At 62.8% G+C, this 12425-nt stretch carries 11 protein-coding genes; 6 read left to right on the forward strand and 5 right to left on the reverse strand.

Annotated elements, in window-relative coordinates; all coding sequences use genetic code 11:
• The first annotated feature begins 690 nt into the window (after positions 1-690).
• From AC3WLT_RS19270 to AC3WLT_RS19285, 4 genes are all read left to right on the forward strand, one after another.
• Positions 691-993, forward strand: coding sequence for a hypothetical protein (locus AC3WLT_RS19270; RefSeq protein ID WP_492593286.1), 303 nt, complete (start codon positions 691-693; stop codon positions 991-993).
• Between the two features lie 211 nt (positions 994-1204).
• Positions 1205-2392 carry a CpaE/TadZ family protein gene (locus AC3WLT_RS19275; protein WP_492593287.1) on the forward strand — a complete coding sequence of 396 codons (1188 nt, stop codon included), beginning with the start codon at positions 1205-1207 and terminating at the stop codon, positions 2390-2392.
• A 117-nt stretch (positions 2393-2509) separates the two neighbouring features.
• Positions 2510-3553, forward strand: coding sequence for a bifunctional nicotinamide-nucleotide adenylyltransferase/Nudix hydroxylase (locus tag AC3WLT_RS19280; protein WP_492593288.1), 1044 nt, complete (start codon positions 2510-2512; stop codon positions 3551-3553).
• Positions 3554-3613: 60 nt separating this feature from the next.
• Positions 3614-5056 (forward strand): nicotinate phosphoribosyltransferase, encoded by a 1443-nt coding sequence (locus AC3WLT_RS19285; RefSeq protein ID WP_492593289.1) that lies wholly within the window; start codon positions 3614-3616, stop codon positions 5054-5056.
• A 68-nt stretch (positions 5057-5124) separates the two neighbouring features.
• Here AC3WLT_RS19285 and AC3WLT_RS19290 read toward each other — a convergent pair whose 3' ends face one another.
• On the reverse strand, positions 5125-6960 hold the full coding sequence (locus AC3WLT_RS19290; protein WP_492593290.1) for an ABC transporter ATP-binding protein/permease: 1836 nt from the start codon (positions 6958-6960) through the stop codon (positions 5125-5127).
• Between the two features lie 4 nt (positions 6961-6964).
• On the reverse strand, positions 6965-7840 hold the full coding sequence (locus AC3WLT_RS19295) for an extracellular solute-binding protein (protein ID WP_492593291.1): 876 nt from the start codon (positions 7838-7840) through the stop codon (positions 6965-6967).
• Between the two features lie 165 nt (positions 7841-8005).
• Between AC3WLT_RS19295 and AC3WLT_RS19300 the strand changes: the two genes are divergently transcribed.
• Both AC3WLT_RS19300 and AC3WLT_RS19305 read left to right on the forward strand, forming a co-directional pair.
• On the forward strand, positions 8006-8485 hold the full coding sequence (locus AC3WLT_RS19300) for a nuclear transport factor 2 family protein (RefSeq protein ID WP_492593292.1): 480 nt from the start codon (positions 8006-8008) through the stop codon (positions 8483-8485).
• Positions 8486-8566: 81 nt separating this feature from the next.
• The gene (locus tag AC3WLT_RS19305) at positions 8567-9445 is read left to right on the forward strand and encodes a 2OG-Fe(II) oxygenase (protein WP_492593293.1); all 879 of its coding nucleotides are present in this window, start codon (positions 8567-8569) and stop codon (positions 9443-9445) included.
• On the opposite strand, the gene AC3WLT_RS19310 is transcribed toward AC3WLT_RS19305, so the two are convergent.
• From AC3WLT_RS19310 to AC3WLT_RS19320, 3 genes are all read right to left on the reverse strand, one after another.
• Positions 9436-9573 carry a hypothetical protein gene (locus AC3WLT_RS19310; RefSeq protein WP_492593294.1) on the reverse strand — a complete coding sequence of 46 codons (138 nt, stop codon included), beginning with the start codon at positions 9571-9573 and terminating at the stop codon, positions 9436-9438. The two genes, AC3WLT_RS19305 and AC3WLT_RS19310, sit on opposite strands and share 10 nt — an antisense overlap.
• Before the next feature lie 117 nt (positions 9574-9690).
• Positions 9691-11130: an MFS transporter gene (locus AC3WLT_RS19315; RefSeq protein ID WP_492593295.1), complete on the reverse strand. Its 1440-nt coding sequence runs from the start codon at positions 11128-11130 to the stop codon at positions 9691-9693.
• Between the two features lie 319 nt (positions 11131-11449).
• The gene (locus AC3WLT_RS19320) at positions 11450-12334 is read right to left on the reverse strand and encodes an isocitrate lyase/PEP mutase family protein (RefSeq protein WP_492593296.1); all 885 of its coding nucleotides are present in this window, start codon (positions 12332-12334) and stop codon (positions 11450-11452) included.
• Between the last annotated feature and the right edge of the window lie 91 nt (positions 12335-12425).

The raw sequence follows: 12425 nt of genomic DNA on the forward strand, positions 1-12425 counted from the left end.
AGCCATTGCGATAAGGGATTCGCAAACGAAATACATTGCAGTCGGGGAGCCGGAAGCGCGGGGACGCAGCAGGTAAAAATAGCCGACCGCAATCACAGACTTCGTAGGCGCGGCCGGGGAAGCCAAGGCGTTTTACGAGGGTGCGGCGGGGCCACTGGGAAACGGACATCCAACAAGACGGCACGAACGATCGATACGGGGTATCGGCCCTTCGTGACCGGGATGACGTGAAGCGATGACCCCGCCACTTTTTCCGTCCGGTTGGACGGACTTGGGGCGGCGTGATCCGGTCGGGCCATATGCGATGCAGCTGACACGGCCCATTGCGCCGCGCTACGGGGCAGCTATGGGACATGCATGCGCGCAGGATTCCGAACGGGATGGGCGTTCGATTCCGATTGGGCGAACTGTTCCGGTGATGAGGCAGCGCGACGGAGGCCAAGCCGTACAAAGCGGCAATAACGACAGGCAGCGTGCTCGCTCGCGTTGTTCACCAGCGCGAGGAACACGAAACAGGGAAGGGGCAGCGCACGGCCAGGACCAGCCGGCGCGAAGAGGCGGGGAGAAATGACCAGAGCCTCCATAGAGAGGCGCACGTTACGAGGAAAGCCAGGTGCCGTGTCTGCGCGTTTGTGCAGACACGGCCCGCCTGGAACCGATCTTGGGAAGGCCTACCATTCGGGGGATGTCATGGATGAGAACAGCAAACTGGCCGTATCGCGGCCGGAGCGCCGCATCACGGATCGCGGCGCCGATCTTCGCGGTAGCGATCGCTCTTATCAGCGTCGTTTTGCGCCGCCGCGTGCGCTATTCGCCGGGCCGTCGGCAGACTTGCTGACGCTCGTGATCGCTGAAGCGATGAAGCGCAAGGTTCAGCCAGAGCTTCAGCGCGAAGCGTTGCGCGACGCGATGTACGAGATACCGGCTTCGGCCGGACGGGGCCGCGATCGCGACCCCGACGTTCGCCGGCCCGATCCCGACGAGTACACCTGACACACAGCTATCTGCCCGGCTCCGGTGTCGGCGCCGCCGTGATCGCGCGAGGCTGCAACGGCTCTCGCCCGATCGTCAGCGTAAGCGTGGCCGCCGGCGTCGATGCTGACCCGCGCCGTCTCCGGCTCGCTCAGGGCGAGTGCATCGTCGAGCTGGCGCGGGTGCTCACGGCGTGGTCAGCGAAATGGGTTCAAGCCAGCGGAGAGTCCACATGATCGACATCCTTCTGATTTCGTCCTGCGCGGAACGCGCGTCGCTTATCTGCGCGCACCTCGAAGACAGTGGCATTGCGTATCGGTTGCGCACCGTGCACGGCACGGCGAGGCAACTGCGCGTGTACGCCACAGCGATCAGAAATACCGACGTGCTGATCGTCGACGATATCGATCTGGTCGCGCGCGATCTGGTGGGCATCGAGGAGGCGCTGGCCTGCACGCCGAATCTGTATTGCATGCTGGTGACGCCGGCGCCGTCGGCCGCGTTGCTGACGGCGGCGGCGCGCATCGGCGTGCGGCACGTCACGTCGTTGCCGCTCGACCAAGGTGGCATTCCCGATGCGCTCGACCCTGTCGACGCGAAGAACAGCGCGGGCGCGCGCCGCCTTGGCCGCGTCGTGTCGCTCGCGTCGTGCAAGGGTGGCAGCGGCGCCACGCTGATCGCGGTGAATCTCGCGTACACGCTCGCCGCGCTGCGCGGCAAACGTGTGCTGCTGCTCGACCTGAATCAGCAATTCGCCGATATCAGCCTGCTGGTGGCGGACAAGCCGCCGCCCGTGACGCTCGCCGAAGTATGCGCGCAGATCGACCGGCTGGATCCCGCCTTCCTCGAAACGTGCGTGATGCACGTGCATGCGGATCTCGACGTGCTGGCGGGCGCCGGCGATCCGCTCAGGGCCGCTGAAATGCGGCCGGCACAATTGAAGAGGATTCTCGCGCTGGTGTGCGAGCAGTACGACGCTGTGCTGATCGACATCGGACAAAGCATCAATCCGCTCGCGGTCCAGGCGCTCGACCACAGCGATTCAATCTGCATGGTCGTGCGGCAAGACACGCCTTACCTGTACGCAGGGCGGCGCATGCTCGACATTTTCAAAGGGCTCGGCTACCCGGCCAGCAAGGTACGGGTGGTGGTGAATCAATACGACAAGAACGCGCGGGTCAACCTGCCGACGTTAGAGGAAGCCCTCGGTGCGAAAATAGCGCATCAACTGCCGCGCGACGAAATGCACGTGAACGAGGCGCTCGAACTCGGTGTGCCGCTTGTCACGTCGGCTAGGGACAGCACGCTGGCGCAAGGCATCGGCCTGCTGACCGACATGCTGTGGCCGGCCATCGCCGAGTCGCGCAAGGGGGACCTGGCCGCCTGTTCTCGACGCAGCCGAATCTGCCGCCGCAGTTGAAGACGGGGCATTGACCCGTCTTGGGATAGAGATTGACGAAAAAACAGCTGACCCATTACTCTATCCACACGGTTAACGGACAGACCGAAGACCGCCAGAATCTCTTGAGGGAGCCTCATGAGCACCGCATCACCACAAAAGCGTTACGACGCAGTCATTTTCATTGGCCGCTTCCAACCTCCGCACCGCGGACACCTGGATGTCCTGCGCCGCGCCTTGGCGCTGGCAAAAAAAGTCTGCATCCTGATAGGATCAACAGACAAACCTCGCACGATCAAAGACCCGTTCTCATTCGAAGAACGTCGCGAAATGCTGGCGTCCATGCTGAGCGCACAAGACCGCGAGCGCGTCACCGTCACTGCAGTACAAGATTCAACGTACAACGACGGCGACTGGCTTCGCTGGACCCAGGATGCGGTAGCAGCGGAACTCGGCGAGATCGCGGGCAAAAAAATCGCGCTGATAGGCCACGAAAAAGACGCATCTTCGTACTACCTGCGCATGTTCCCGCAGTGGGAGCTGATCGACGTGGAAGCGACGGAGGACATCTCCGCCACAGAAATCCGCGAGCAATTATTCGCCGAACGCAGCAACAGTTTTGTGCAATGGGCCGTGCCCGCGCCAGTCTTTGCGTGGCTCGAACAATTCCGCAAGCGGCCCGAATTCGCGCAACTGAAATCCGAAGCTGAATTCATCGCCGGTTATAAGAAGGCCTGGGCCGCCGCGCCCTATCCGGTGACCTTCGTGACGGTCGACGCGTTAGTCGTCCATTCCGGCCACATTCTGCTGGTGCGACGCCGCAGTGAACCCGGGCGCGGCTTGTGGGCACTGCCGGGAGGCTTCGTCAATCAGGACGAGCGGCTCGAAACCGCCTGCATTCGCGAGTTGCGCGAGGAAACCGGGCTGAAACTGCCCGAACCCGTCATGCGCGGTTCGCTGAAGGATCGTCAGGTGTTCGATCATCCGCATCGTTCGCTGCGCGGACGTACTATTACACATGCGTTTCTGTTTCACTTTCCGCTCGGCGAATTGCCGCGCGTGAAGGGGAGCGACGACGCCGACAAGGCGCAGTGGATTCCGTTAAACGTCCTGGCCACCATGCGCAACGTGATGTTCGAGGATCACTTCGATATCGCTCATCACTTTCTGAGCAAGCTTTGATCGACCCTTTCCGCCGGGATAGACCTGGCGGCAACTCAACGGTCTAGAGGAGTTCTAGCCATGCAAAACGATATCAACGGTCTCAACGATATTGCCTCGATCCTGTCCAATCTGATCCTCAACACGGATTCGTACAAGGCGTCGCATTATCTGCAATATCCGCCCGGCGCATCGGCGATGTTCTCGTATATCGAGTCGCGCGGCGGACGCTATGACCGCACGCTGTTCTTCGGCTTGCAGATGCTGATCAAGGAGTATCTGTGCCGGCCTGTCACTCCGGCGATGATCGATCAGGCGAAAGCATTTTTCGCGGGCCACGGCGAACCATTTAACGAAGCCGGCTGGCGTTATATCGTCGAGCGCCATGGCGGTTACATGCCGGTGCGGATCCGCGCGGTGCAGGAAGGATCGGTAGTGCCGACGCACAACGTGCTGGTAACGGTCGAATGCGACGACCCGCAGGTATTCTGGCTAGCCTCGTATCTGGAGACGATGCTGATGCGCGTGTGGTATCCGATTACGGTTGCCACGCAGAGCTGGCATTTGCGCAAGACTATCCGCGGCTATCTCGAGAAGAGCAGCGACGACCTCACGCAACTGCCGTTCAAGCTGCACGACTTCGGCTCGCGCGGCGTGTCGAGCGCGGAGTCGGCAGCGATCGGCGGCTCGGCGCATCTCGTCAGTTTCATGGGTTCGGATACGGTGCTCGGCGTGGTGGCGGCAAACCACTACTACAACGAAACGATGGCGGCGTTTTCGGTGCCGGCGGCCGAGCACAGCACGATCACGTCTTGGGGCCGCGAGCGCGAGACCGATGCGTTTCGCAACATGATTGCGCAGTTCGGCAAGCCGGGGGCGATTGTTTCGGTGGTGTCCGATTCATACGACCTGTTCGCCGCGCTCGAAGTGTGGGGCACGGAACTGAAGCAGGCGGTGCTCGATTCGGGCGGCACGCTGGTGATCCGTCCCGACTCAGGGGATCCGCTGACGATTGTGCTGCAGACCCTGCGGGCGCTTGAGGCGTCGTTTGGTTCGAAGGTGAACAGCAAGGGTCGCCGTGTGCTCAACAACGTGAGGGTGATTCAGGGCGACGGCGTGAATCCGGATTCGATTGAAGCCATCCTTGCCGCGATGGATGATGCCGGCTACGCGGCTGATAACATTGTGTTCGGCATGGGGGGAGCGCTGTTGCAGCAGATCAATCGCGATACGCAACGGTTCGCGATGAAGTGCTCGGCCATCAAGCTGGGTAATGAGTGGTACGACGTGTGGAAGGACCCTGTTACAGATGCTGGGAAGCGGTCGATGAAGGGGCGGCTCACTCTGCTGCGGAACCGTCACACCGGTGAGTATCGGACTACGACGCTGCCGGTCGCATGGGATGATCACACTGTTGAAGGTGATTGGGATGAGGCGTTTGTTACCGTGTTTGATTCCGGCAAGTTGCTGGTGGATGTTGCTTTCAGCGACGTGAGGGCCCGGGCTCACGCTGGTGAGGGTTGAGACTTGATTTTGCCTTTGGCGGCGGCATTGTTGGTGTGCCTGCGGCGTTGCCCCCAAAGGCAAAAAATCTAAACCCCTAAATCCCAAATCAGAACGCCAGAAGCAAAAATCCCAACCCGGCACTCAGTCCCCTCGCGCAAGCGGGCATCTTCTCCAGGAATATCGAACCTTACCCCCGCGATATTCGCGCGAACATATCGCTCGCCGCGCCGCAGTTCGACGGCCTCGACCACACCGGAATAAGCCCCATCGGGCGAGATAACAACCGCGTGAGAAAAGACCCGCCACATCACCCGCTGTCCGGCAGCAAACCCGCGATCGCCAGTCTCGAGCACCAAGCCATTGCTGATCTCAACCCGCCCCGGCGCCGTCACCACGCCTTCGCCCACATTGTGCAAACCAAGCAATTCGGCGACTCGCATCGAAGCCGGCCGCTCAAAAACCGAATCGATAAAACCCGCCTGCAGCACGCGTCCCTGTTCAACCACCAGCACCTCATCCGCCAGCAGCGCAGCCTCATCGGGATCATGCGTGACGATAATGGTCACTGCCGCTATCTCGCGCTGCAAGCGTCGCAACGACTGCTGCAAACGCCGCCGCCGCGGCGTATCGAGCGCGGCGAACGGTTCGTCGAACAGCAGCAATTCGCTGTGACGCGTCAGCGCCCGCGCGAGCGCCACCCGCTGCCGCTGGCCGAACGACAATTGATGCGGCAGGCGCGCAACCAGGTGCGTGAGGCCCAGATGGTCGAGCCAGTAACGCGCGCTGGCCATGTCGGCGTCGACGGGAAACGCCAGCTGCTGCGCCACCGTCATGTGTGGAAACAAGCCGTAGTCCTGAGGCATGTAGCCGATCTGGCGACGCTCGGGCGGCAGCGTGCTCAAATCGGTCGCACCGAGTTGCACGGAGCTCGACGCGTTGGATTCGAGTCCGGCAATCAGACGCAATGCGAGCGATTTGCCGGAGCCTGATGGCCCGATGATCGCAAGGCGCCGGGTGGCGGGCGCCCACGCTATGTCGAGAGCGAATGCGCCTAAATGCCGTCGCAAGTGAAAGGCGAGGCGCAGATCGGGTGTCTCGGCACGGCTCGCGGCGAGATCCGCGCGGGGTTCCAAAGTGTCGTCGCCGTTTTCGGTTTGCTCAATCGCGGCGGCGTATCTGCCGCTGTAAATCGATAGCGCCGCGCAGACGATTGCAATCGCGAGCGTCGGCAGCAGCAAGGGCATCATCGCCGGCAAGCCCTGGCCGCCGAATACCACATAGGTGTACACCGGCAGCGAATACGGGTGATAGGCCACCATCACGGTCGCGCCGAATTCGCCGAACGCACGCAGCCATGCGAGCGCGAGTCCCGCGCGGATCGCCGGCCACGCTACCGGCAGCATGACCCGGAAGAAGCGGCTGCCGGCATGATGGCCGAGCGTCGCGGCGACGTCGTCGAATACCGGGTCGACAGCCGCGAACGCCGATTTCGCGGCGATGATGAGAAACGGTGCAGCCACGAAAATTTCCGCGAGCACGATACCGGCGAACGAATCTGTCAGCACGCCGCCTGTGAAGCGGCCGACCCAGCTGTACGGTCCGACCAGAAACAGCAGCAGCACGCCGCTCGTGAGCGGAGGCAGCGCGAGCGGCAACTGCACGATGAAGCCGAGCAGCGCCACCTTGCGCGACTTCGAACGCGCCAGAAAATAGCCGAGCGGCACGCCGCCCAGCAGAATCGCGAGCGCCGCCGCACTTGCGCTCGCTGCCGAGACGCCGAGCGCCGACCACGTCGCGCGCCAGTCGACATTCGCCCAATCAGCGGCGCCGAGCTGCGGCACGCTCGCGATAAACGGCGCGCACAGGTAGACGGCAAGGAGCGCCGCCAGCCACAGCAGCGGTTGCGCGGCGGTATGTTTCACCGCGTTACTGCGCCGCGTCGATCACGGCCTGCACCGAAGGCGGCAGCGCTTGCACGTTGCCGCTCACGGTGGGTTTGACGACGTCTACGCCGTGTTGCTTCAACAACGCGCGACCCTGCGCGCTCAGCAGAAAGTCGACGAAGCTGCTCGCGCCGGCGTGGTTCGGCGCATCGCTGAGAATCGTCAGTGTGTAGCTGGCCTTCGCCTGTAATTCCGGCGCCGGGCGGATCGCCGGAATCTTCAGGTCGGAGGTCTCGGTCGAGTAGAAGAAGCCGGCGTCGAGCTGACCGGATTGCAGGCGGCCAACCAGGGTTTCCTCGGGCAGGACCTGCGCGGGATTTTCCGCCGCGCCGAGCGTCTTCTCGACGAGGTCGGGTTGATGGTAGAGCTCAGCCGCTTTGGTCATCATCTCGACGGTGAACGCGCCTTTCGGATCGAGCTTTGGATCGGTGCGGCCGATGCGGATGCCCGGTTCCTGCAATACCTGATCCCAGCGCTTGCTCTTGAAATCCGCGGCGAATCTGCTTCGCGGGTTATAGCCGATCATCAACGGCGATTCGGCGAAGTTCACATACCACGTGACGTGATCGCCGTTCGCTTCACCCATCAGGCTGCCGTTCACCTTCGGGCTCGCGCTGATGAATACGTCGCCGCGCCGCAGCTTGCCCTTGATCTCGTTGGCGATCTTGTTGGAGCCCGCCGCATAGCCGCGGAATTGCTGGCCGGTGGCTTTCTCGAACGCCGGGCCGACGCTGCGCTCCATCAGATTGACGAGCGAACCGGCGTACAGCACGTTGACCGTGTTGTCTTGCGCGACGGCGGGCGCCGCCGTCACCACTCCAGCCATAACCACGATAGATGCGAACAGCTTGCGGATCATGCGATAACCCCGACTCGTTATTAAGAGCGCTATATTACCGTCGTCACATTGCGTGAAGGCAGGACGAGACGCGCATCTGATCGCCCGGGCGTGCGTGCACGTGAAGCTGCGCGCGCGTTTTCCCGCCTGGCTGTTTCGGGAGCGGGCAACCTGCAACAGAGAAAAATGAGCCATCCCAACACCGAATTGATCGAGCGTTTTTACACTGCGTTCCAACAGCGCGACGCCGAAGCCATGGCCGCCTGTTATGCCGACGACGTGGTTTTCAGCGATCCTGCGTTTGGCGAGCTGCGCGGTGAAGAAGCGCGCGATATGTGGCGCATGCTGATTTCTCGCGCGCAGGATTTTTCTCTGGCCTTCGACGGCGTTCAAGCGGAAGGGCATGATGGCCGCGCTCACTGGGTGGCCCGCTACACGTTCAGCCAGACGGGCCGGATGGTGGTCAACCGGATCGACGCCCGTTTCGTGTTTCGCGACGGCCGCATCGTCGAGCATCGCGACAGTTTCGACCTGTGGCGCTGGGCGCGTCAGGCGCTGGGCGTCAAAGGCGCGGTGCTCGGCTGGACGCCGTTCGTGCAACGCGCGATCAGGGCGCAGGCGAAAAAAGGCCTCGATCTCTATCGACGCAGGCAACGCCGGGCGTGAGCGGCGAGCGCCCGGTCTCGCGCTTGCCTTGATCCGGCCGGATGATGCAGTATTTCGTCATGCCGACGAATGGGGAATGCTATGCCTGTAGTGGATACAGCCTGGGAACACTGGCTGAGTACCAATGTGGACCGCGGATGCAGCATGGAGTCGATGATCGATTCAATGGTGCAGGCCGGTTTCGCAACCGATGCCGCGCGCGCGGCGGTGCACAATGCCTTTGGCACGACCCCTGCTGACGTGGCCAGCCTGGTTCACGGGGCGACTGAGGCGGCGTTGACGCCAGCCGTGCCACACACGTACCAGTACGACGAAACGCCCGTCGCGAGCGGCAATCTGATCCACGCGTACGATCGCGACGTCAGGGTGCTGATGCGCTGCGAACGGCCCCAACTGATCGTGTTTGCCGACGTGCTCTCGGCTGGCGAGTGCGGCGAGCTGATCGAACGCTCGCGGCACCGGCTCAAACGCTCGACCATCGTCAATCCCGAGACCGGCAAGGAAGACGTGATTCGCAATCGCACCAGCGAAGGCATCTGGTTTCAGCGCGGCGAAGATGCGTTCATCGAGCAGATGGACCGGCGCATCTCGAGTCTGATGAACTGGCCGGTCGAAAACGGCGAGGGGCTGCAGATTCTGCATTACGGCACTAGCGGTGAATATCGGCCGCATTTCGATTATTTTCCGCCGGATCAGCCGGGTAGTGCTGTGCATACCGCTCAAGGGGGCCAGCGTGTGGCTACGCTGATTGTCTATTTGAACGATGTCGCTGACGGCGGGGAGACGATTTTTCCCGAGGCGGGTATGTCAGTCGCGGCCAGGCAGGGCGGAGCGGTGTATTTCCGGTATATGAATGGGCAGCGGCAGCTCGATCCGTTGACCTTGCATGGGGGCGCGCCGGTGCTCGGCGGTGATAAGTGGATTATGACCAAGTGGATGCGGGAGAGGGCTTACGGTTGAGGCGCCCGCTCGAGCGTCGCGCGTGGCATGTCCTTCGCCCATGCTGTCTCCTGCGACAAAAACGTGTAAATCATCTCGATGTCGAGGTCGTCCTTGTTGCTCGATATCGTCAGGTCGTTTGCTTGCATCGCAAGTCTCCGCTTGTTCCGCTAACGTCAATCAAAAGGAGGCGACAGCGTTCGCACCGCTGCCGCTTCTTGTCATCCTCTTGCCAGCTTCTTGCCAGCTTCTTGCCAGCTTCGCCGTCAGCCTTTCACAGGATCTTCGGCGCCGCGCGACCCGCCGCCGATGCTGTGGCCGGCGTCGTGCGCCAAACCCATGTAGCCGACCACCGATGTCAGTGTCAGCACCCCGGCAAACAGAAACGCGAGACGGAAGTCGTCGAGCGTGAATACGCGGCCGGTCGTCTCGCCATTGAAGAACGCAGCCGCACGCAGCGACACGGCGCCGAAGGCGATGCCCAAGCCGATCATCATCTGCGCCGCCGCGCTCCATAGCGTGCTGGCCGCGCTCATCTGCGGCTGGGCGACGTCGGCGTAGGCAAGGGTGGCCAGCGTCGAGAATTGCATGGAGCGCGCCACGCCGTAAACGAAGACGACCAACAGCACCAGCGCGAGCGGCACATTCGGCGTCAACAGGCCGCACGCGATGATGAACACGCCGGCCACCGTCACGTCGACGATCGACACCATCCGGAAGCCGTAGCGCTGCAAGATGCGCGTGGTCAGCGCCTTCATGCCGAGGTTGCCGAGCGCGCTCGCGAGCAGCAGCAAGCCCGATTTGAATGCGGACAAGCCAAAGCCGACCTGGAACAGCAGCGGCATCAGATACGGCACCGCGCCTATGCCGATGCGCGTCAGCGAACCCGTTACCACTGTCACCGAAAAGGTCGGGATCTTCAGCGTCGATACGTCGATCAGCGGATGCGGATGCCACTTTGCATGCTGGAACGCCACCATGCCAACCAGCAATCCGCCGATGATGAATGCCGCGGCAATCCACGGATTCTCGCCAGGCTGGCTGGCCAGTTCGGCGCCGTACAGAATCGCGGTCAGCGTCGCGCCGCTCAGCAGCAGGCCGGCCACGTCGAGCGGCTTGCGTTCGCTGCCGCGCAGGTTCGGCACGAGCACGATCGCGATGGCCATCACCGCCAGTCCGAACGGCACGTTGAGCAGAAAGATCCAGCGCCACGACGCATAGGTCGTGATGAAGCCGCCGATCGGCGGTCCGACCACCGGCGCGGCAATCGCCGGCCAGGTGATGGTCGAGATCGCCTGCATCATGCGGCTCTTCTCGGTGCTGCGGACCACGATCAGACGGCCCACCGGCACCATCATCGCCCCGCCGATGCCTTGCAGGAGCCGTGCGGCGGTGAACTCGGTCACGTTCTGCGACAAACCGCACAACACCGAAGCCACCGTGAAAACGCCGATTGCGCTGAAAAACACCGTGCGCGAGCCGCAGCGGTCGGCGACCCAGCCGCTCGCCGGTATGAAAATCGCCAGCGCCAGCATGTAAGCCGTCATGCCGAGGCTCAGGCTGTTCGGGCCGACGCCGAACGAGTGCGCCATCTGCGGCAACGCGGTGGCGATCACCGTGGTGTCGAGGTACTCCATGAAGAAGGTGGCCGCCACGATATAGGGCAGCCAGCCGACGTGCGAATTGCGTGCGCTGCCGCCGGTCATTGCACCTGCCTCATCGCACCGCGCGTGAATTCGACGCCGCCACCACCTTGGCGGCGCATACCGCGAGATTGTCTTGACTTCATGTTCTTGCGACTACCTTTCGAAAACGTGTTTCCGGCATCCCCGGCAGGTGGGCGAGCGACGGGATCGCGGCCCGTGCCGACGTGTCAGTGACGTGTCAGTGACGTAGCCGCCAGCCCTGAATCCTAACGCAATAACCTGCACGACACCGCCTGAGAGGGCCGTAACAGTGGCGTAACTCAAGCCGGCGGCCGACGCGCGCAGGCGCGCCGGAAACACTGCGAGGTCGTCGCGCCGATCAGTCCTTCGCCGCGTACTCGCGATCGAGCCTGTCGTACAGCGGCTTGTTGACGAGCCGCTGGCGTTCGCCGAACGGCGCGACCAGCGTGGCGTCTTCGTCGAGGCGGCCGTTGCTCCTGAGCGTGCCGAGCGCGCGTTGCATGCCGAGCACCGCGCCTTGCAGCGCCGCGTTCGCGTACAGCACGATGCCGTAGCCGAGTTTCGCGAGCGCTTCGCGCGATTGCACCGGCGTCTTGCCGCCGATCACGATGTTGATCAGTTGCGGCTTGTCGAACAGCGCCGGCAGACGTTCGATGTCGGCGAGCGATTCAGTCGCTTCGATAAACAGAATGTCCGCGCCGGCCTCGATGAAACGATGGCCGCGCTCGATAGCGTCTTCGATGCCGTGCACCGCGGCCGAGTCGGTGCGCGCCATGATTTGCAGATTGCCGTCTTCGCGGGCGTCGACGGCCGCGCGAATCTTGCCGACCATTTCGCTCGTGCTGACCACTTCCTTGCCGGCGAAGTGGCCGCATTTCTTCGGCATGATCTGGTCTTCGAACTGGATCACGTCGGCGCCGCTGCGCTCGAGCACGCGCACGGTCTGGCGCACGTTCAGCGCGTTGCCGAAGCCGGTGTCCGCATCGACGATCAGCGGCAGCGCGACCGCGTCGCGAATCCGTGCCGTGTGTTCGGCGACTTCGGCCAGGCCGATGAAACCGAGGTCGGGCAACCCGAGCGACATGTTGGTGACGCCGGCGCCCGTGATGTAGAGCGCTTCGAAGCCGGCGTCTTCGATCACGCGCGCGCTCATCGCGTTGAAGGCGCCGGGCACGAGCAGGCCCTGGCGTTCGTTGACTTTGGCGCGGAAGGCGGCGCGGCGGGTGGCGGAAGAAGTGCTCATGACAGTTTGTCTCCGGATCATCTGAAGTGGGATAGAAAGGCCAGCATGGCGCGCAGGAAGCATGCCAGTCGCGGGTGCGCAGATTTGCGTC

This window comes from Paraburkholderia sp. FW306-2-2C-D06C (assembly GCF_058781505.1).